22 protein-coding genes are annotated in these 20473 nt (G+C 32.8%); 1 reads left to right on the top strand and 21 read right to left on the bottom strand.

Features of this window, described 5'->3' with window-relative positions; all coding sequences use genetic code 11:
* Window positions 1-104: 104 nt before the first annotated feature.
* The gene (gene hutG / locus OW730_RS14560) at window positions 105-1124 is read right to left on the bottom strand and encodes a formimidoylglutamase (RefSeq protein ID WP_271224786.1); all 1020 of its coding nucleotides are present in this window, start codon (window positions 1122-1124) and stop codon (window positions 105-107) included.
* A gap of 253 nt (window positions 1125-1377) precedes the next feature.
* Here hutG and OW730_RS14555 point away from each other — a divergent pair, with 253 nt between their 5' ends.
* Window positions 1378-3381, top strand: coding sequence for a methyl-accepting chemotaxis protein (locus OW730_RS14555; RefSeq protein WP_271224785.1), 2004 nt, complete (start codon window positions 1378-1380; stop codon window positions 3379-3381).
* 79 nt (window positions 3382-3460) lie between these two features.
* On the opposite strand, the gene OW730_RS14550 is transcribed toward OW730_RS14555, so the two are convergent.
* The 20 genes from OW730_RS14550 to OW730_RS14455 all read right to left on the bottom strand — a co-directional run bounded on the left by OW730_RS14550 (window position 3461) and on the right by OW730_RS14455 (window position 20334).
* Window positions 3461-3931 (bottom strand): cupin domain-containing protein, encoded by a 471-nt coding sequence (locus OW730_RS14550; protein WP_271224784.1) that lies wholly within the window; start codon window positions 3929-3931, stop codon window positions 3461-3463.
* Between the two features lie 24 nt (window positions 3932-3955).
* Window positions 3956-5065, bottom strand: coding sequence for an ethanolamine utilization protein EutH (gene eutH, locus OW730_RS14545; RefSeq protein ID WP_271224783.1), 1110 nt, complete (start codon window positions 5063-5065; stop codon window positions 3956-3958).
* Window positions 5066-5168: 103 nt separating this feature from the next.
* Window positions 5169-5450, bottom strand: coding sequence for a EutN/CcmL family microcompartment protein (locus tag OW730_RS14540; protein WP_271224782.1), 282 nt, complete (start codon window positions 5448-5450; stop codon window positions 5169-5171).
* A gap of 22 nt (window positions 5451-5472) precedes the next feature.
* Window positions 5473-6192 (bottom strand): hypothetical protein, encoded by a 720-nt coding sequence (locus OW730_RS14535; protein WP_271224781.1) that lies wholly within the window; start codon window positions 6190-6192, stop codon window positions 5473-5475.
* 13 nt (window positions 6193-6205) lie between these two features.
* Entirely contained in the window at window positions 6206-7051 is an 846-nt protein-coding gene (eutJ, locus tag OW730_RS14530) for an ethanolamine utilization protein EutJ (protein WP_271224780.1), read from the bottom strand.
* On the bottom strand, window positions 7026-7685 hold the full coding sequence (pduL, locus tag OW730_RS14525) for a phosphate propanoyltransferase (RefSeq protein ID WP_271224779.1): 660 nt from the start codon (window positions 7683-7685) through the stop codon (window positions 7026-7028). The genes eutJ and pduL overlap by 26 nt, the downstream gene beginning before the upstream one ends.
* Before the next feature lie 13 nt (window positions 7686-7698).
* Window positions 7699-8457 (bottom strand): cobalamin adenosyltransferase, encoded by a 759-nt coding sequence (locus OW730_RS14520; RefSeq protein ID WP_271224778.1) that lies wholly within the window; start codon window positions 8455-8457, stop codon window positions 7699-7701.
* Between the two features lie 61 nt (window positions 8458-8518).
* Window positions 8519-8803, bottom strand: coding sequence for a BMC domain-containing protein (locus OW730_RS14515; protein WP_271224777.1), 285 nt, complete (start codon window positions 8801-8803; stop codon window positions 8519-8521).
* A gap of 15 nt (window positions 8804-8818) precedes the next feature.
* Window positions 8819-10273 carry an acetaldehyde dehydrogenase (acetylating) gene (locus OW730_RS14510; RefSeq protein ID WP_271224776.1) on the bottom strand — a complete coding sequence of 485 codons (1455 nt, stop codon included), beginning with the start codon at window positions 10271-10273 and terminating at the stop codon, window positions 8819-8821.
* Complete coding sequence (locus tag OW730_RS14505; protein ID WP_271224775.1) at window positions 10273-10824, bottom strand: BMC domain-containing protein; 552 nt, start codon at window positions 10822-10824, stop codon at window positions 10273-10275. The genes OW730_RS14510 and OW730_RS14505 overlap by 1 nt, the downstream gene beginning before the upstream one ends.
* A 14-nt stretch (window positions 10825-10838) precedes the next feature.
* Entirely contained in the window at window positions 10839-11495 is a 657-nt protein-coding gene (gene eutL / locus OW730_RS14500) for an ethanolamine utilization microcompartment protein EutL (protein ID WP_271224774.1), read from the bottom strand.
* Window positions 11496-11512: 17 nt separating this feature from the next.
* Window positions 11513-12391: an ethanolamine ammonia-lyase subunit EutC gene (gene eutC, locus OW730_RS14495; protein ID WP_271224773.1), complete on the bottom strand. Its 879-nt coding sequence runs from the start codon at window positions 12389-12391 to the stop codon at window positions 11513-11515.
* A 14-nt stretch (window positions 12392-12405) separates the two neighbouring features.
* Window positions 12406-13773: an ethanolamine ammonia-lyase subunit EutB gene (locus OW730_RS14490; RefSeq protein WP_271224772.1), complete on the bottom strand. Its 1368-nt coding sequence runs from the start codon at window positions 13771-13773 to the stop codon at window positions 12406-12408.
* A gap of 27 nt (window positions 13774-13800) precedes the next feature.
* Complete coding sequence (eutA, locus tag OW730_RS14485) at window positions 13801-15231, bottom strand: ethanolamine ammonia-lyase reactivating factor EutA (protein ID WP_271224771.1); 1431 nt, start codon at window positions 15229-15231, stop codon at window positions 13801-13803.
* A gap of 120 nt (window positions 15232-15351) precedes the next feature.
* Window positions 15352-16758 carry a sensor histidine kinase gene (locus OW730_RS14480; protein ID WP_271224770.1) on the bottom strand — a complete coding sequence of 469 codons (1407 nt, stop codon included), beginning with the start codon at window positions 16756-16758 and terminating at the stop codon, window positions 15352-15354.
* Window positions 16759-16769: 11 nt separating this feature from the next.
* Window positions 16770-17354 carry an ANTAR domain-containing response regulator gene (locus OW730_RS14475; RefSeq protein ID WP_271224769.1) on the bottom strand — a complete coding sequence of 195 codons (585 nt, stop codon included), beginning with the start codon at window positions 17352-17354 and terminating at the stop codon, window positions 16770-16772.
* A 73-nt stretch (window positions 17355-17427) separates the two neighbouring features.
* The gene (locus OW730_RS14470; RefSeq protein ID WP_271224768.1) at window positions 17428-17856 is read right to left on the bottom strand and encodes a EutP/PduV family microcompartment system protein; all 429 of its coding nucleotides are present in this window, start codon (window positions 17854-17856) and stop codon (window positions 17428-17430) included.
* 11 nt (window positions 17857-17867) lie between these two features.
* Window positions 17868-18212 (bottom strand): BMC domain-containing protein, encoded by a 345-nt coding sequence (locus tag OW730_RS14465; protein ID WP_333781217.1) that lies wholly within the window; start codon window positions 18210-18212, stop codon window positions 17868-17870.
* Between the two features lie 233 nt (window positions 18213-18445).
* Window positions 18446-18991, bottom strand: coding sequence for a BMC domain-containing protein (locus tag OW730_RS14460; RefSeq protein ID WP_271224766.1), 546 nt, complete (start codon window positions 18989-18991; stop codon window positions 18446-18448).
* A complete protein-coding gene (locus tag OW730_RS14455; RefSeq protein ID WP_271224765.1) occupies window positions 18991-20334 on the bottom strand; it encodes a 4Fe-4S dicluster domain-containing protein in 1344 nt (447 codons plus the stop codon). Before OW730_RS14455 ends, OW730_RS14460 begins: the two co-directional genes overlap by 1 nt.
* Window positions 20335-20473 lie beyond the last annotated feature (139 nt).

The raw sequence follows: 20473 nt of genomic DNA, 5'->3' as shown, positions 1-20473 counted from the left end.
AAAAATCATTCCTCTACAAGCTTCGTATATTATTGTTATTTTTTTATGTAAATATAGCCCTATTGTTTCCTTTACATTTTGAAGAACTAATGTCTATTCACAGTTTAATCTAATAAAGCCAAGTTATTAATTCTACAAAGAGTTTCAATCACAGTAAAAATCAATACTGATGCTAAGTTTGAAGTTGTATTATCCTGATCAAATCTTGGTGAAACTTCTGCAATATCAAAACTTATCACTTTATTCGACTTAAATATATATTTAAGAAATTTTAATACTCTTTCAGGATCTAATCCAAGTGGTTGTGTAGCACTTACTCCAGGTGCGTATGCTGAAGAAAACACATCTGTACAAATCGTAATATAAATATGATCTTGGAGTTTTATGAAATCATCTAATTTATCTAATAACCTCCAAATATCACTATCAACGATATCCTTTGCTACTATGTACTTTGCACCTAGTTCATCAGCTGTTTTAAATAAATTTACTGTGTTACGATGCTTTTGAATCCCTAAAGCAAAATAAGAATAATTTAAGTTTTCATCATTACATATATCTGCTATTTGTCTAAACATAGTTCCCGATGTTCCACCATTTGGATAAGGTCTTAAATCAAAATGTGCATCAAAGTTTATTATTCCTATATTGGGTTTAGCATTGTTATTGGAAAAATGCTTACGTATACCATTATAATGTCCAAAAGCCACTTCATGCCCTCCCCCTAAAACGATAGGGAAAAGATTTAGACTTAGAATTTTATCTATAGCTTGTGAAAGCAATGCTTGACTTTCTTCAAGAGTAATGTTTTCACAAAAAATATTACCTGCATCAAAAAGTTTAACTTCTTGAGAAAAACGACATGGTAGATTAGCTAATTCTTTTCTAATACTTCTTGGTCCTCTAGCTGCTCCTGTTCTACCTTTGTTACGCTTAACTCCTTCATCACAACAAAAACCAATAAAAGCAAATCCCAGTTTACCAGTAAAGGGTTCTAAATCCATTTTGTTTAAATCAATATTCTTTACCCATTGGTGCCATCTAAAAGCATCAAAGTCTGTTTGGCTATCGATTCTTCCTTGCCAAGCTGTTTTATTAGTAGTTCTATAGTTAGAATCAAACATATTATTCTCCCTTCAACATTAATTGCAAATGTATGGTAATAATTTAATAATTACTTAAATATTTCTACATTGATTATATTCCCTTTAATCAATTTTATCAAGAGAAGTACATTAATAAAATATTTTAAAAAATGAATCACCAAAATTTATAATTTTTTTACATTTTATGCTGAAAAATGTAGTATAATATATTTTGGCCTATAATCAAATTTTTGCTTATTATTACTAAAGATTGTTAAAGAGGAGGAATTTTATGTTTAAGTTTAAAGATTGGAAAATAAGAAAGAAAATACTTTCTGGCTTTTTTATAGTCATTTTTTTTATAGGAATACTTGGTGGACTTCTATTTAATACATTACAAGACGTTGTTGATAAAAAGATGCCTCTAGTTGTTAGTAGTGAAAGAATACTAACGTACATGCTTGAAATGAGAAAGAATGAGAAAGATTTTCTACTAATAGATAGTAACAACAGTGAATTTTTTAAAACTGGTGAAAGCGGTTACATAAAAAAGTTCACGGACAATTACAACAATATATTAAAAGAAATTGATATAATTAGTAGCAGTGATGTAATAAAAAATCAAAAACAAGCAATAGAAAAGTTAAATGAAATGAAAAATTTAATTAATAATTACCATGATTTTTTCATTGAGGTAGTTAATACAACTAAAGAAAAAGGATACAAAGAACATGGTGTTGTGGGTGAACTTAGAGAAGCTGTACATAACATCGAGAGAACATTAAATTCTTTAGATAGCAATGATAAGTTACAAATATCAATGCTAAAATTAAGAAGATATGAAAAGGATTATTTGATTAGAAAAGATTTAACTTATACTGAAGAATTGGCTAATGAAGTTATGAATTTTAAGTTAATTTTAGATCAAGCATCATATGATGAAAATATTAAATTAAACTTAACTAATTTAGTAAATGAATATAAAACTAGGTTTGATAGAGTGGTTTCAACTGATAAGCAAATAGGTCTTAAAAATACAGAAGGTTTAATAGGTAAATATCGAGGTGTGATTCATCAACTTGAACCTTTGTATGAAGATATTTGTGTAATAATTGATAATTCAATATATAATGAGCTAAACCAGGTTACAAGAGAAACCTTAATTTTAATTATTGGTATTGTAATAATTGCTATTCTTTTATCAATAATCATATCTAACTTAATTACTAAACCAATTAAAAAAATGGTCAAAGTTGCACAAAGAATAGCTTTAGGTGATTTAACAGAAGAAATTAAAATTCCTTCTAAGGATGAGACAGGCGAATTATCTTCAGCATTAAAAGATATGCAGGAACATTTAAGAAATCTAATTGAAGAAGTTATAACTACAGTAGATGATGTTACTACAGCTAGTAATAATCTATCAATTGCATCTGAAGAAAATGCAAAAATATCTGAAGAATTATCTGTAATAGTTGAAAATGTTGCAGTAGGTGCTGAGAAACAGAGTATTGATATTCAAAATACTAATGATTCAATCTCATCTCTTATGAATATAGTTGTAGATGTTAAAAATAATTCTGATAAAATGAACTTTTTAGCAAATGATATTTCACAAAAGGCTAACGTTGGAAAAGATGTTCTTAATAAAGCTGTGAATCAAATGAATGTAATATCTGCCACTACAATAGATACTAATAAAGTAATTATTGAACTTAATGGAATGTCACAAAAAATTGGAGACATATTAGAAGTAATCTCAGGCATTTCAAAGCAAACAAATTTATTAGCTTTAAATGCAGCAATAGAAGCAGCAAGTGCTGGAGAGAGAGGAAAAGGTTTTACTGTTGTAGCTGAGGAAGTACGAAAGTTAGCAGAACACTCTCAAATTGCAACTCAGGAAATTAGTGAATTAATAATAGCTATGCAGAGTAAAACTGAATTAGTTGTATTATCAATGGAAAATACAAAAGAAGAAGTAATTTCAGGTCAATCAGTTATTAAAGATACTGGTGATATTTTCAATAAAATATTATTATCTATTAAGGATACATTAAATCAAATAAATAATGTTTCTTCTGGAATGATAAGAATTGAAGAAAAAGGACAAGAGGCAAACAGTTCTGTTAATAATGTATCTGAAATGATTGAAAGCTTTACAAGTAGTACTGAGGAAATGAATGCATCAGCTGAAGAGCAAGCAGCTACTTCTGAAGAAAATTCAGCTACTGCAGAAGAATTAGGGCAAATGGCAATAAGATTACGAGAGTTAGTACAAGCTTTTAAAATCAAGTAATTTCAGTTTAATCTTTACTTGGCAATATTAAAGCTATCAAAGTGATTAATCATTTTGATAGCTTTTGTTTATAATATTATTACTTCGCTTGTTCTGCCCAATCAGCTGGATATGTGACATACATAAACTTAGCATATTCGGGAACCGAGAATTGTATATATGAATTTTTAGGAATAAAAATTATATCTCCTTTATTCCCTACTACTTTTCTTCCGTCAATTATTATTTCTAATGTTCCTTCTATAACATAATCGATTTCATCATAATTTAATGTCCATTCAAACGCAGTCTCTTCCATTTCCATAATACCACACCCAAGTCTTGGACTTTCTTCAATATTGATTACATCTTTTAGATAGACCTTATCTCCTTCTACACCTGTATCAAATTTTTCAGGAATAACTGTACTGGTTTTTATAGATAAAATACCACTTGAATCTACATGTTTTTCGAATTCAGATATATTCTCCTTTGTGTTATTTTCAACTAACTTTTCAGATATGACTTTTCTAATCATATCTTCAAGTAATTTTCTATCAATGTCTTTCATAGTTAAAACACCTCTATTTTATTCTTATGCCTCAACTTGTTTCTTTTCTTTTTTAGATGCTGCAGCCTTTGGAGCTATTAAACATGCTACCCCAACAGCAGTAATACCAGCTATAAGCTTTCCAGCTATCATTGCAGTAATCATCTCTTTATCAACTCCAGCAGTGAAACCTAAGTGATCTCCAAAAACAAAAGCTGCACTAACTGCAAATGCTACATTTAATATTTTACCTCTTTCATCCATATCCTTCATCATACCAAACATTGGTATATTATTAGCTAAAGTTGCTATCATTCCAGCTGCTGCAACTTCACCCATTCCTAATAATCCCCCTACCTTCATTAAAGGTTTCTTAAAAACTTTAGTTATAACATAAACTAATGGATAAGCTCCAGCAAGAACAATAGCAATTGCTCCAACTATTTCTATACCATCTGATATAGGTGCCATTCCTGGTATTACAACAAATCCAGTTAAAGTTTCAGTTATGATAGCCGCTAATCCAATTGCAATAACTGCTGTAACTCCTTTTCCAAATATAGTGAACCCTTTAATCATCTTCCCAGGTATTTTCCATAATCCTAGTGCAATAAGTGCTGCAAATATAATAATTGGAACAAGATTACGAAGAATCATTGATACTGAAAATCCTGCAACTAAACCACCTATAAAACATCCTATAGGTATCGTAATCATACCTGCTAGAATACCTTTAGCCAAATATGGGTGATCTTCCTTTTTTATAATTCCAAGTGCAACTGGAATAGTGAAAACTATTGTAGGTCCCATCATAGACCCTAATATTAATCCTGCAAATTTCCCTGCTTCTGTAGTTTGAGCCATTTCCATAGCTAGTGGATATCCTCCCATATCATTTGCTAATAAAGTTGTTGCAAACATTGAGGGGTCTGCCCCTAAAGCTGTGTATACAGGAACAATGACAGGTTTTAATATATTAGCAAGTACAGGTGCTAAAGATACAACCCCTACCATAGCAATTGCCAAAGCTCCCATTGCCATAATACCTTCTTCAAATTGCTCTCCTAACCCAAATTTGTTTCCAATAATCTTATCTAGTGCTCCAAGCACCATAAATATTACCATTATATACAATATAATTTCATTAATACCCATAATTCTCCCCCTTGATAAAAATTTAGTATAACTTTTTATTTAAATCTTATTATGGAACCATTATAATAAGTCATATCTGATTATAGAATTACTCCCAACTTAGTTATTCTATAATACTTTCATCTATATCAACTGTATCAATTATACCCACTATTGTTGCATCAACTGGTATAGTCTCCTCTGATAGAGATACTCTTGCTGAACTTCCTTTAACTACAAGAACTGTTTCTCCAATACCTGCCCCAACAGAGTCGACAGCTACAAATACAGAAGCGTCGTTATTACTAGTATAATTTATAGGCTTTATAACAAGAAATTTTAACCCATTTAATTTCTCATCCTTACGTGTAGCCCACACATTCCCTATAACATTACCAATAATCATATCCTTCATCCTCTCAAAATAGTCAATGAACTTTATTTACATTAATATGGTTTATCCTTATAAAATCTTTTGCTAGTGGTGTTAGAACTGTTCTTTTATGAATTTTAATGGACTTAATTCCATTTCTAAACATTTTCTTTAAATCCGCTTCTGAAATAAGTTTTTTATTAGTAAAGTCTACTACATCAGTTTCTTCAACTATATCAGTTAATTCATTCTGTAATTCCAATTCACAACCACATTGTACTTTAGAACAAACATTTTTGCTATTTAATGCTTTTAAAATATTATCTTTTCTTAGAAGAGTTATTCCATAACTACAAAGTCTTCTTTCATATTCCTTATAAATTGAAAAGAATACTTTATTTGCAGTATTATGATATGACCTATATTCAATTCCCTCTTCTATTAAGAAAATTCTCTTTCCTTTCAGAATCCCCATAATTGCTATATGCTCCTTTTGACCACAGTCCACTCCTAATGCAAGATTAGCTAGTTCTCTATTGTCTAAGCCGCATAATATTATATCTTCATAGCAATCCAACTCATGTTCAAAATTCTCTAGCGTGTCTACTTTTCTAGGAAATTCATATAATTTATTTAAAATTGACTTATAAATTTCACTGTCATTAGACGATGCCAGTAAGATTCGCTGTTTTTTTTCATTTCCCTCATTCTGAAGTTCTTTAATTCTTATCATGACTTCCTCAGTAATTGAATTAACTAATTTCTCCATATCCATTTAACTTCACCTCCTAACTAATAGTGCAATTCATTGCAATTCCTAAAGGAGTCACTAAAAAAGGATTTGATGGTTTTACAGTTTCAATCCCAGTTTCCTTTTGAATAACTTTTTCAATACCTGATAAACAGCATGTACCTCCAACTAGATAGATTTTTTTTATATTATAATCCTTTATATGTCTTTTAATAATAGAAGCTATCTTCTGGATTACAGGTGTTACCATAGTAAAGATTTCTGTATGATTTTCTTTTAATTTTTTTCTTCTCTCTGCTTCTTCAAAACTTACTCCGTATCCTCCTGCAATTACAAGTGAAAACTGAGTTCCTCCTGTAGGTTCATCCGCGGTGTAAACTACTTTTCCATTCTCAAATACAGAAAGCCCAGTTGTTCCACCACCCACATCTACAACAACTCCATTTTTAACTTCTAAAACTGCATTAGCAGCTGTTGGTTCATCTAGTACTCCTATAACATCCATGCCAGCTCCCTCAACTACATATTTATGAGTTTGAGTATCCCGCTCTCCAGTTCCTGGTGGAACAGCTATAGCAGCTTTAGTTAGTTCAATTCCTAATTTATCTTCAATTTTTCCCTTTAATCTTTTTACTATGTTTAATGCTCCTATATAATCAACAACTAAACCATCTCTTATAACCTGTGCAAATTCCATTTCACAAGCTATTGGTTTTTTATTCTTATCAAGTACAACAATAACAGTATACGCTGTACCTAAATCCACACCTACAAGAAACTCATCACCATTACAAACCTTTACTGGTTCTTTAATAGTCCTTTCAACTGCTTCGATTAAACTATCTGCTCTATCTAGGCTACTCATTACTTTTAGTCCCTTCATTCTTTATTATTTTGGCTGTGGTTCCTTTCTCGTATGAGCAAGCATTCCCCTCATCATAATCCATGTGAATTCTTGTTCTGTAGTTCTCATTTACCCTAACTACCACATTATTTAAGACCATTGATCTGTCGCTTATTATCTCAATTCCTATGATTTCCTTATCCTTAACATTGAATCGCTTAGCATCCTCAGGTGTAATATGAAGATGTCTCTTTGCTACAATAACTCCTTCTTGTATCATCAATATACCTTTTTGACCTAAAATTACTATTGATGCACTTCCCTTTATATCTCCTGATTCTCTAACTGGCGCTTCTATACCTAAGGAGCGACAATCTGTTTTGGATAGCTCAACTTGTGTTATTGATCTTATTGGACCAAGAACGGCTACATTATGAAATGTTCCATTTGGACCAATCAATGTCACCTTTTCATGACAGAGATATTGTCCAGGTTGAGAAAGCTCCCGTTTAGGCGTAAGCTCATATCCTTTACCAAAGAGAATGTCCACACTCTCTTTAGATAGATGTACATGCCTTCCTGATAATTCAACTGGAATTGTCATCTCCCTACTGATTCTTTTAATAACTTCATCAACAATATAATTAACTTTTGAATTCATATCATCCATCATATATCACCTCACACTAATACTGTCCAGCATTTAATTTGAGCATCATTACATAGAAACAGCTGCTTAATCGATTAAGACACATCATAATATCCTTTCTCTTCACTTCGCCATCTCTATCCTTAAATGCTTTAAGTGCATATATTTCAACCTCTCTTATTCCTGTTCTTAAAGAGTTCAAACACAAGGCAATCTCTCCCATTTCATAGTTTGGGAATACATGCTCTTTGTTAAAATATTTTTCGGGATGATGTGAAATATCTCTAATTTCGTCTTCCTTCATATTGAGTAGATTAAATTCTTTTAATTCTTCTCCAAGCACCTCAGCTCTTAATATTCCTCTCACAGTGGCAAGTACTCCATCAAGATCCTTAACTAAAGCAATCTTCTTATTCTTATGAGCTAGAATTTGTGTCTCTAATAACTTAGCTTGAAAACTATCTAGTTTTCCTCGCAAAACAATTGTAGGATGATCCTTATAAACTAGTTTATTACCATATAGATGTGTCATAAACTCTGGCTTACTCTGAAAAAATCCCCCTTCAACCCTCTCATATTTAGGAATTATTGACCTATCTTCATTATTCTCTTTCGTGGTATTTTGGGGTTCATCTCCTTCTTTTACTACTTCATCCATTATAATCAGCTTTATATTCTTCTCACTAAGAAATGCCCTTGCAGATGGCGTAACTATATCTTTCTTATTTATCTTAAACTCTCTAATATCCTTCTTTTTGAGTTCCATTCTTAGTTTAGATTCTGTTAATACACTCATATCTTCACACCCTTTATTGAATGTATATATGTCCCGGACCTTTACAAGCCCGGGTATTATATTAACCTTCTAACTTAGGAAGGATACATTCCACTTCATTGTGTGGTCTTGGGATTACATGAACTGAAAGCAACTCTCCAACTCTTTCTGCCGCTGCCGCACCAGCATCTGTTGCAGCTTTAACTGCCCCAACATCTCCTCTTACCATTACTGTAACTAATCCTCCACCAACCTGAACCTTTCCTATCAATGTTACATTCGCAGCCTTAACCATTGCATCTGCAGCCTCTACTGCACCAACTAAACCTTTTGTTTCGATCATTCCTAAAGCATTTGTATTTGCCATTATAAATTCCTCCTATTATTTTAATTTTTCTATCACTCTATTTATAATTAACTCCATAAGCTCATCTGGAATTTCCAGTTTCTTTTGGTTTGATTCATTGTTTCTTAAATCTTCAATCTCCCTGGTACCGTAAGCCATCCTTCTTATATTTATTAGATTCATAGGACCTACATTATCTGAAGTTGCACTTCCTCCAACTGCTCCACATCCAAGTGTTAATGATGGAACTAAATTAGTTGATGCTCCAATTCCTCCTATAGCTCCTGGTGTGTTTACAAGAATTCTTGATACTGGTTTTTTTAAAGCAAATTCCTTTATAATATCTTCATTTTGAGAATGAATTATTAAAGTATGGCCTATTCCTTCATTCCTGAGTAGCTCAATACATCTTTCACATCCCTTTTCCCAATCATCTTCACAGTAAAATGCTAAGATTGGTGCTAATTTTTCTCTTGAATATGGATTATCTCTGCTAACAGTAAATTGCTCTGATATTAATACTCTAGTATCATCTGGAATATCTAGCTTTGCCATATATGCGATCTTCTTAACACTTTTTCCAACTATCTTTGGATTCATTGTTCCATTGGCTCTTAAGATAAACTGTGACAACCTTTCTGATTCTTCTTCACTTAAGAAATAAGCTCCCTGTTTCTTAAGTTCTGAAATAACCTCTTCTTTAATACTTCTCTCAACAACTATTGACTGTTCTGATGCACATATCACTCCATTATCAAAGGTTTTACTATCTAAAATCCTTTTAACAGAAAGTGGAATGTCTGCACTCTTCTCTATGAAAGCTGGTCCATTACCAGGTCCAACCCCAATTGCTGGTGTTCCTGAACTGTATGCAGCTTTTACCATAGCTTCACCACCAGTAGCTAATATAAGTGACACATCTTTATGACACATAAGCTCCTTAGTTCCTTCAAGAGTAGGTGTTGTGGAATATCCAATTAACCCCTCTGGTGCTCCAGCTACTGATGCTGCATGTACAAGTACCTTTGCAGTCTCAATAATACAGTTTTTAGCATTAGGATGAGGTGAAAACACAACAGCATTCCCAGCTTTTATTGATACCAATGCTTTAAATATTGTTGTTGATGTGGGATTAGTAGAAGGAATAAGTGCAGCAATAACACCAACTGGTGTTGCTACATCAACTATTTTATTCTTCTTATCTTCATTAATTATTCCAACAGTCTTCATATCTTTTATATGTTCATAAACATTTTTACTAGCGAACATATTCTTTAAAATCTTATCTTCCCACAAACCAAATCCCGTCTCTTTCCATGCTAATTTTGCTAATCTCTCTCCATGCTCCAAAGAAGCATCAGCCATAGCTTTTACTATCTTGTCTATTTCTTCTTGACTCATATCTCTTACTTTTTTTTGGGCTTCCTTAGCCTTTCGTACAATACATCTTATTTCCTGTATGGATTGCAAATCTCTATCTATTATATCCATTATTTATCCCCCCTTTCTTTATGATTGAGGATAGCCTCTATAAGCTCTTCTTTCTTTCCAAACTTAATTTCTTTCTTAGTCATTGATTTAATTTCTAATTTTCTTGCAAGAGTCCTGATCTCAGTTACCTTCATCTTTTGTAGTTCTTCCCTGTCTATTTCAATCTCTTCGTCTTTATCAAAATCTTCTTCTAAAACTTCTTTTTCTTCATTTGGAATTTCTATTTGATTTTTAATGTCTTCATCACATGCATGCCACTCTAGTTCTTCTATCATAAAATCCTTTTGAATCATTTTGAATACCTCATCTGAAACCCTTGCGATAACATGGGTGGAAATAAGATTTCCTATATTCGCAGCTGCTATTGATGCCCCCTCAACAGCGGACTTAACAGCGGCTACATCACCAGTGATTTTTATTGTCACTATTCCACCTTTAACATACTCACATCCTAATAACTTCACATTCGCAGATTTAAGAGCCACGTCCAATGCCTCCACAGCACCAATGTATCCGTAGGTTTCAACTAAACCCAATGCAGATCTATTCATGGGTACTACCTTTTCTAATAATCTGAAGGATTATCTGCTACAGATTTAACTGCTAATGCAAATGCATCACAAGCAGCTTTACACGCTGATTGACTTCCTGTTAATAATCCCCCTGCAAAGTTTGTTTCAGAAGGAGGTCCAAAGAAAGCTTTCATCTCAACAGCTGCTGCTTTCATAGCTGCATCTAGAGCATACAATGCTTCTATTGGTGGAGCTATAAGATAAGCCAAAGCCTCTCCTTCTTTTACTCCAGCTGTTTCTGATAGATATGAACCTGTTCTTGATATACACTGAGCATAGTAAGGAATACTATCATCATCATTTGCACTAAAGAAAGATGCGGCACCGCTTTCAATAAAATCTACTACAGCATTCAATCCACTTCTAACCTCAGCTGGAGTTGGCCCTGCTAAGATTCCTATGAATTCACCAGCTAATTTTGTACTTGCATTACCAGCTCCTGCATACATTGATTTTGCATATACAACTTTTACATCAGCCTTTTTGGTAGCCTCATCTATTGCTGTATAACCAACATCATCACAATCTGTTGTAACCATACCTATACTTCTATGCTCTGGATCAAGATTAAGCTCTTTTGCCATATCTGGATTCACATTAGGTATGATCTTTACACTTAATATGGTTGTTTTTAAAGCGTCATTTTTCATGAATTCTGCCTCCTAAATTATAATTTCAAATCTGTTCCACTAGCTTTTTTCTCTAGCATTAGTTTAATAATATCCGCAATATGTGCTCCTGCCTCAACTGGCGGTGTACCACCCATATGAATATTTGACACTACTGTTCTTCTGGCTTCTGCCATTCCTACTGTGCCCTTGTACGTGATATAAGCACTCATGCTCTCAGCAGTTACAAGCCCTGGTCTCTCACCGATGAGCACACAAGTCACCTCGGCCTCAAGCTCCTCTGAAATAACATCCATCGCACCAACCCTTCCATATTTAACAAAGAAAGGTGTTCCCACTGTTATTCCGTAACCTTCAAGTCCTTGGATAATAGCAGGTAATACATCTTTAACATTTGCCTCTATAGCTGTTGAACTTAACCCATCTGAAAAATATATCTGAACCTGTGGTTTTTTCACACACTTTTCTTTAAATATTGCTATTTGATCATTTTCAAACTGTTTCCCAAGATCAGGCCTAGTCAAGTATTCATCTTTATCTATGCACTTTGTTTTAACAGCGAAAACTTTAGTCTCATCAATAAATTCCTGAGATACATCATTGAATACAGCATCCTGTGCAGCTGCATGATCCGCTCTAAATCTCAACATTGTCTCTGTCAAATATCTTGGACCACATCTTCCAATACCAACTCTTGCTGGAGTATGTTCTTTCATCTTTAGATACCCTTGCATATCTTCAGGATTCTTTACTAGAAGCTGCTTTTTAATATCCACTTCAAGAAGATCCGGTAATACTTCATTGCTTATTTCACAGCATTCTGTTTCTTTAACCTTTTCAGTCTCTACAGTCTCTTTAGAGGTCATCTCTATTAAAACTTGTTCAACTAATTTCTTTAAATCATTCTCTGAAAACATCTCTTTCCCCCCTTTTATTTATTAAGAAATATAGAAGCGTCTCCAGCTTTCGAAGTTAATTTTCCATTACGAGTAATACCCATCTTCTCCAGCCACATATCAAATTCCTTTATAGGTTTTAATCCAAATAGTTCTCTTAAAGCAGGAGTCTCATGATATCCAGTACATTGATAATTAAGCATTACATCATCACCATGAGGAATTCCCATTACATAATTACAACCTGCTGCTACAAGCAGTACTGCCAGATTCTCAATATCATTCTGGTCTGCCTTCATGTGATTTGTATAACAAGCATCACACCCCATTGATATTCCAGTTAACTTACCCATAAAGTGATCCTCAAGACCAGCCCTTATGACTTGTTTACTATCATATAGATATTCAGGTCCTATAAACCCAACTACTGTATTAACTATATATGGTTGAAATCTCTTAGCAAAACCATAACATCTTGCTTCCATTGTTACCTGGTCTGCATCATGATGGGCTTCTGATGATAACTCAGAACCTTGCCCTGTTTCAAAATACATTACATTTGGACCAACTGAGGTTCCTTGCTTTAATACCAATTGTCTTGCTTCCTCAAGCATATCTGCAGTAACACCGAAAGCTTCATTTCCTTTTTGTGAACCTGCGATACTCTGGAATATAAGATCTGTTGGTGCTCCTTGCCTCACCGCTTCCATCTGTGTTGTAACGTGTGCTAGAACACATTGTTGAGTTGGAATTTCAAATTTCCTTTTTATTTCATCAAATTTCTTTAATATCTTAACTACACTTCCTACTGAGTCATCAACTGGATTTAATCCAATTACTGCATCCCCAACACCGTATGATAATCCTTCAAATAATGATGCAAGTATACCATCAACATCGTCTGTTGGATGATTTGGTTGTAAACGAGCTGAGAAGGTTCCCTCTAAACCTATCGTTGTATTACAATGAGCAGTAACTCTTATCTTTTTAGCACCATAAACAAGATCTAGGTTAGACATAAGTTTTGTAACTGCTGCTACCATTTCACTAGTAAGCCCTCTACTGATTCTTTTAATATCAGCACCGGTAGTGTTCTCATCAAGAATCCACTCCCTTAACTCAGATACTGACCAATTCTTAATTTCCTCGTAGATTGATTCATTAACATCGTCCTGTATTATTCTTGTTACCTCATCCATTTCATAAGGTACAACTGGATTATTTCTTAGATCAGTTAACAGCATATTCCCTAATACAGCCTTAGCTGCTATTCTTTCTTCTGCAGTTTTTGCAGCTACACCAGCTAACTTATCCCCAGATTTTATCTCATTTGCTTTAGCCAACACATCTTTAACAGTTCCAAACTGATAAACTTTACCAAATAGCTTTGTTTTTAAAATCACGTTCATTCCCCCTTTTTAGAATCTAATTTACGAATTAAATACTAATGTTTTTATTACTACAGGCACCACCCTTCCATTTACTAATGGTTTTCCAATATCCATGTAGTCACCATTTTCAACCTTTATACTATCTATACATATAACTTTCTTCTTAAACTTAAGCTGTTTATATATAGTCTGTCCTACTACCTTTGCAATATCATTCTCTAAGATTAGTATTACAGGATAATCTTTTTTAAGCTGTGCATCTATCCCCTTTATAACAGATTGGGATAATTCCTGAATATCAGTGAATGTAGGATTTTTAGGTCCTTTTAATGCAATACCTACTTGTTGACTCTCATTGTCAACGTCAAACCACTTCAGTTTTTCTTTTAAGGAATTTTCTAAGACAGTAAGTCCATTATTTTCATCTTCATTTGATAGCTTTAATATGGGTAAATTCATAATTGGAAGTATTTCTTCGGAGTAAGTTATAGTACTACCACTAATATCAGTTGTATGAGAACCTGCCCCAACAACAGTTGCTCTAATGGTTTCAATAGATTCTCTCACCTTTATTTGCCTTCCTATACTGGAATTCCTTATACATTGACCTAACATTACCCCAATATCACCGAATTTAAAAACATCATCTTCATCTATGTTGATATAATCAGCAACTCCTCCAGAAAATGTTATAAAATCTATTGAATAATCATCTCTTAATCCTTTGTTTGTAATAATCCTCTCATACATCTCTGTCCTTATTCTGAGATTTAAAGATTCTTCCAATAATCTCACCATACCTTGAGTAACTCTCTTCAACTTATGTTTTTCAGCAATTTGTCCTTCATCTATATTAATTCCTTCGGTTTTAGCTAATTCTTTAATTTTTGATGCAATGTAAGTTATTCTATTAGTTGTTTTATCAATTTTTATAAGTCTTCCCCCTATATCTAAACATCCAGTATCCGCTACTTCTCCATCTCTGAATACAGATAAATTTGTTGTCCCTCCTCCAATATCAAGATTTACAACTGTACATCCTTCTTTCTTTGATATGAGATCTGCCCCAGCACCTTTACCAGCAATTATTGACTCCAGATCAGGTCCAGCAGTTGCAACAACAAAATCACCAGCAAGTCCACTTAACGTCTGAAGTACCTCATTAGCGTTTTCCTTCCTTGCTGTCTCTCCTGTTATGATTACCGCACCAGTCTTCACATCTGAAGGTTTAACTCCAGCAAATGCATATTCTTTTTCTATTATTTCTCTTACTTTCATCCCATTGATAGTTTTGTTTGATATTAGTGGCGTGAAGTAAATATTGCTCCTGTAGATAACCTGTTTATCAACTATCTTTATCCTTGGGATTGAAAAGCTAGAGGCTGTATTTTCTATTGATATCCTGCTAAAAACAAGTTGTGTAGTTGATGTGCCGATGTCTATACCAACACTGAGTATATCCTCTTTCACTCAATCACCCCTTCAACTTAAATAAAGTATTGTAATCTAACTATAAAAGCCCAGAGCTATTCTATTAGCTCTGGGCTTCATCGCCTTCTTAAATAAACACCTCATTGTGTTCATTAAATATTAGTTTTTAAAATCAAATAATATTTTAGTCCCATTACAATTAGAGACTATATTAAATTTTCCATGTAACTTGTCTTTTACCAAAGCCTTTACTATATTAAGTCCAAGACTCTTATTGCTTATCAAATCAGTATTAAATCCCATACCGTTATCAACAACTGATATACTTGAGTAAACCTTCCCCTTTTGAATCTTGATGTTAATCTCTCCGCCTTTTCTTTCTTCAAAGGCATATTTAAGAGAATTCTGTAAAAGTTCATTCACGATAAGAGCTATAGAAGTTGATTTGTCTGAGTCAATCTTAAATCCATCACCTTCTACAATTATATTAATTTTATCATTACCTATATTAAAGCATCTACTTAAGCTATACTTTATCTGCTGAATAACCTCTTTTATATCTACCTCATCAATACCTTCCTGTGCTAGTATCTCATGAGTTGCTGCTATACTCAATATTCTGTTCATGCTCTCATCAAGTGCATTTTTTATTTGAGTATTATCTATACGTCTTGATTGAAGTCTTAATAAACTTGCTATAGTTTGGAGGTTATTCTTAACTCTATGATGTATCTCTTTTATAGCAACTGACTTCAGAATGAGTTCCTTTTCTTTTTGTTTCATATCTGTTATATCCTTTATTAACATAACTAAGTTTAAAACTTTACTATTTTGAAATATATATTTAACCTGTAAGGTTAGATTTCCTATATTAACTTCTGAAGAATCAAATTGACTTTTTCCGCATATCTCATGTAATAACTTATTATCTAAAGATATATTATCAAAATCCATTCCTAATAGCTTATCTCTATATCCTAATTTCTCATAGAGTTTCTCTGCAACAGGATTTACGAACCTAACAACTCCATTTTCATCAAAGATTATAATAGCATCATCAATATGATAAGTTATATTCCCCTCATTATTGCTATTGTTATGTATCTTATTTCCTAGAAGCTTGCTTGTTTCAGCAAATAACTCTATATTTTTATTATCACTATTCTTTTCTGTTAGATCCTTCTCAATTATTAAAACACCAATTGTTCTGTCATTATCATTCTTTATGGGTTCAACAGTCTGTCTTACATTCATACATTCCTGTGTTAGAGCTTTCAGATCCCTTGTAGGCATACCTATTTCAAGAGTTCTTAGTGCTGCAGGTTCATTTTCTCTTAAAGCTAGCTGTCCTACTACAGAATTTTTATACATTGAATAATGATTTGAAGGTTTTGCTTCAGCAACCACAATTGCCTCATTTGTATCAATTGTTGGACAGTCTATGAAAACATCAGCCTCTGCTAAGTTTGCTATGAAAGGTAAAACTTCAGATATATGTTCAAGCTTTGTTATATCCCCATCACTTAGATTGGTATACATATAACATAATTCTCGTAAACTGTTCATATAAATATCCCCTATCTATTATTTATACTGTTACTCATGATAAGAATATCAGCAATTTCTTTCATGGAAACCCTTTTGTTCATGCTTAATGCTCGAATTTTATTATAGGCTTCATCTTCATTCATACCATTCTTTCTCATCAAAATACCTTTAGCTTTTTCTATCTTCTTTCTTGCTTCTAATTTTTCATTAGCTTTTTTAATGTCTTTCTTCATCTTCTTAATCTCTTTACCCTTTGAGAGAGCAATTTCAACTGCTGGAAGCAATGATTTATCATCAATAGGCTTGACCAAATATCCCATGACACCAGCCACTTTAGCTTTTTCAATAAATTCTTTCCCACTATATGCCGTAAGTAATATCACTGAATTTGCTAATTCTTCTTCCATGATAATGTTTGCAGCATTTATACCATCAAGTAATGGCATTTTAATATCCATGAGAACTAGATCTGGTAAATGTTTTTTGCAGAGTTCAACTGCATCAAATCCATCGGTAGCTTCTCCTACTACATCGTAGTTAGCTTCCTCTAAAATTTCTCTTAAATCAATTCTTGTAATAGGCTCATCGTCGGCTATTACTATTTTTTTCTTCACATTTTCCACCTCTTTTAAAGAATATTACGAAAATCTAAATAATCGTTCTTTTACTAATTTATCATCATATTTGTTAATTTAGAACATTTTTAATCTCGTTAATTCCATTCTTGTTGATAGAGCTTGTTTTGAAAATTTTACTTACCCCAGCTATTTTTAAAAAATTAGTTGCTTTTTTATAACTTTCCTCATCATCACAAAGGTCCATTTTTGTAATTATTCCTATAACTGGTTTTGCAAATATTGAGGCAAAATTTGGTGGAAATATGCTTTCCTCTTGAGAACAATCTTGAATTAAGGCAATTACATCACAATCTGCAGATGATACTATAAGCGCTCTATATAATGCCCTATTCTCTATATATTCACCAGGTGTATCTATAATATTTTTAGTATATTCTATTGCTTGAGTCTTTTTATAGTCAATGTTTTCATCATGAAGCACTTGGGTCAATGTTGTTTTACCACACCCTGTTTTTCCAATTAAAATAAGTTTTTTCAACTTTTTTCCCCCTATGACTTAGTGATCTTTGAAGCTGAAAATGACAGAACATTACTAAGCATATTTATTACTTCCTTAACTGCCGCTTCAACACTAGCAACATCACCAACTATCACAAGTGACCCGCTAAATCTATCCACAAAGCCAATTTCAACACCAGCTGCTTTTGTTGATACATCAGCAGCTATTATGGCAGCTTCACTAGGTGTGATGGTCATTATCCCAATGGCCTCACTATATTCATCGGAGAGCCCTAGTTTTTTATATACATTCTTATTCGGATGTGCAATTATATGTGCAAGGGTTACCTGTTTCCCAGGAACATATTCTTGAATTATTCTTTGTTTTTCTTCCAAAATTGTCACCCCGTTTTATAGTACTATTAATATAAAATAAAGAGCATCATAAAAACAACCTAATGTTTTATGAAGCCCCATTGCTTTTCTAGTTAACGCACGCCATTGTGCAATTAATTATAACCTATTTAATTATACCTATATTATATCATATGGGAAATTAATGTCAATATTACTGTTAAAATATTCTGAATTTTCACTTATTTATTACCTGATTGAATTATTCTGATAATCTAAAGTAATTTATAAAAAACTTCCTTTGTTGGTGATGGAATAACAACCTTATTTACTAACATTCCATTTTCACTACCAATATTAGCACCTACATCTATTGCCTCACTTACAGCACTAACATCTCCACAAAGAGTTACAAAGCCTTTACCACCAACCCCAACTCCCAGTCTTACTTCTATCAACTGAATTCTTGCAGCTTTAGCAGCTGCATCAGCTCCTACTATCGCTGTTGCAATACTATAGTATTCTAATACTCCTACAGCATTAACATCATCTATATAAGTTGATTGATTAATAGCTTTTAAAAGTTGTGGATGAACTCTTGGTAGTAATAATTTATCTACAATATACTGGCTACCATTATCTATTCCTGCTTCTAATGATGAATTAACAGCCCCTACATCTCCTGTTATTAGAATTAAATACTTTCCAGGACATATAGGTTTTGACATTATTAAATCAACTTCAGCAGCTTTTACCATAATATCTGCTGTTTCAATCCCTTTTGCAATACTGTTAAGTTCAATCATGCCTATTGTGCTCATTATTCTTCCCCCTCCGAATTTTCACTTTGAATAACTATGGAATCAGACACTTCAATTATTTTGCCCCCTATGCTAGCATGGACATTTGCTCCTAGTTGATCCTTCTCAACACATCCGATTAATTCACCTTTTTCAACTTTATCCCCAACATTAACAAGCGAAGTAGCACCTTTACCAATATGTTGTCTTAGTGGTATTTTAACAAATGAAATAGATACTTCTTTGGAATCTTCAAGCTTTTGCCCAGAGTATTTTGTAATATCAATTCTCGACATAAGTCGCTTAGTGGGTATTTTTCTATTTTCTCGTTCCTCTCTAGCTTCCAATTCACTCTCAGTATTCTTGTACCTGAACCCTTTATTTCTTAATTCATTTTTAAAATAAATATTTACTTGACGAGGTGATAACCCCATTGGGCATGCATATAATTCACATACACCACATTCACAACATAATTGAGCTGATTTTATACTATCTCCATATTTTGAATGAGTTATTGCTCTCATAATTTTATGAGGTTGTAAAGGATGTCCAATTAAATATCTCGGACAAAGTTCTGTACAATACGAACATTGTATACAAGCAGATTTTGCCCGATTAATTATATGCTCTAGAGAAATTTTATCTCTATTCACTAAATAATGATTACTAGGTATAACAATAATTGCTCCATTAGTTTTTGTAATTACACTTTGTTCTAATTCTGATTTATATAGTATTTTACCCATCATTGGACCACCTAAAATTATATTATAATCATCCAATGTTGCACCTCCTGCTTTTTCTATGCACTTTAGTATGGAAGTACCAATAGGAACTTTTAGTATACTTGGATTTTTAACCTCTCCCAAAACTGATACGTGATTATTAATAACAGGATTACCTTTTAAGGCTTCATGAATATTTACAACAGTTCCAACATTAGATACAACTGCACCTACGTGTAATGGAATACCAGCAGGAGGAACAGTCCTTCCTGTAATTTCATATACTAAAATTTGTTCATCTCCTGCAGGATAAAAATTATCTAAACAATGTATTTCTATTTTTGAGTTAAGTTCTTCTATTGCTAATTTAAGACTCTCTATTTCTCTCTTATATTTAAGTTTTAATGCAATAACGACTTTTTTTGCTTCAATTGTTTCTGCAATTTTATCCAATGTGCCAATTATTTCTTTTCCCTTTGTTCTCATTAAATATTTATCTGTAGCCAGTAATGGTTCACATTCCGATCCATTCAAAATCAAGTATTCTACTTTGCAATTCAATTTAATATGAGTAGGGAAACCAGCTCCACCAGCCCCAACAACTCCTGCATTATATATTTGATCTAACAAATCCATAACTACACACCTCACCTTTATATTACTATCTGAACATTTGCATACCAAAACTTAAATATTGATAAAAAGAAAAGCTCGTAAAGGAATAATAAGTAATTCCCTTACAAGCTTCATTGCATTTTAGAATACACACCATTGT

Source organism: Oceanirhabdus sp. W0125-5 (genome assembly GCF_027938815.1).
In the GTDB taxonomy this organism is placed as follows: domain Bacteria; phylum Bacillota; class Clostridia; order Clostridiales; family Clostridiaceae; genus Oceanirhabdus.
The sequence above is the reverse complement of the archived record's forward strand: the minus strand, read 5'-3'. Positions and strand labels throughout refer to the sequence as shown.

What these genes read in the sequence shown, in the direction of transcription:
- hutG (WP_271224786.1), bottom strand. Translation starts at nt 1,124, where the DNA reads ATGTTTGATTCTAACTATAGAACTACTAATAAAACAGCTTGGCAAGGA.
- OW730_RS14555 (WP_271224785.1), top strand. Translation starts at nt 1,378, where the DNA reads ATGTTTAAGTTTAAAGATTGGAAAATAAGAAAGAAAATACTTTCTGGC.
- OW730_RS14550 (WP_271224784.1), bottom strand. Translation starts at nt 3,931, where the DNA reads ATGAAAGACATTGATAGAAAATTACTTGAAGATATGATTAGAAAAGTC.
- eutH (WP_271224783.1), bottom strand. Translation starts at nt 5,065, where the DNA reads ATGGGTATTAATGAAATTATATTGTATATAATGGTAATATTTATGGTG.
- OW730_RS14540 (WP_271224782.1), bottom strand. Translation starts at nt 5,450, where the DNA reads ATGATTATTGGTAATGTTATAGGGAATGTGTGGGCTACACGTAAGGAT.
- OW730_RS14535 (WP_271224781.1), bottom strand. Translation starts at nt 6,192, where the DNA reads ATGGATATGGAGAAATTAGTTAATTCAATTACTGAGGAAGTCATGATA.
- eutJ (WP_271224780.1), bottom strand. Translation starts at nt 7,051, where the DNA reads ATGAAGGGACTAAAAGTAATGAGTAGCCTAGATAGAGCAGATAGTTTA.
- pduL (WP_271224779.1), bottom strand. Translation starts at nt 7,685, where the DNA reads ATGATGGATGATATGAATTCAAAAGTTAATTATATTGTTGATGAAGTT.
- OW730_RS14520 (WP_271224778.1), bottom strand. Translation starts at nt 8,457, where the DNA reads ATGAGTGTATTAACAGAATCTAAACTAAGAATGGAACTCAAAAAGAAG.
- OW730_RS14515 (WP_271224777.1), bottom strand. Translation starts at nt 8,803, where the DNA reads ATGGCAAATACAAATGCTTTAGGAATGATCGAAACAAAAGGTTTAGTT.
- OW730_RS14510 (WP_271224776.1), bottom strand. Translation starts at nt 10,273, where the DNA reads ATGGATATAATAGATAGAGATTTGCAATCCATACAGGAAATAAGATGT.
- OW730_RS14505 (WP_271224775.1), bottom strand. Translation starts at nt 10,824, where the DNA reads ATGAATAGATCTGCATTGGGTTTAGTTGAAACCTACGGATACATTGGT.
- eutL (WP_271224774.1), bottom strand. Translation starts at nt 11,495, where the DNA reads ATGAAAAATGACGCTTTAAAAACAACCATATTAAGTGTAAAGATCATA.
- eutC (WP_271224773.1), bottom strand. Translation starts at nt 12,391, where the DNA reads ATGTTTTCAGAGAATGATTTAAAGAAATTAGTTGAACAAGTTTTAATA.
- OW730_RS14480 (WP_271224770.1), bottom strand. Translation starts at nt 16,758, where the DNA reads ATGAACAGTTTACGAGAATTATGTTATATGTATACCAATCTAAGTGAT.
- OW730_RS14460 (WP_271224766.1), bottom strand. Translation starts at nt 18,991, where the DNA reads ATGAGCACAATAGGCATGATTGAACTTAACAGTATTGCAAAAGGGATT.
- OW730_RS14455 (WP_271224765.1), bottom strand. Translation starts at nt 20,334, where the DNA reads ATGGATTTGTTAGATCAAATATATAATGCAGGAGTTGTTGGGGCTGGT.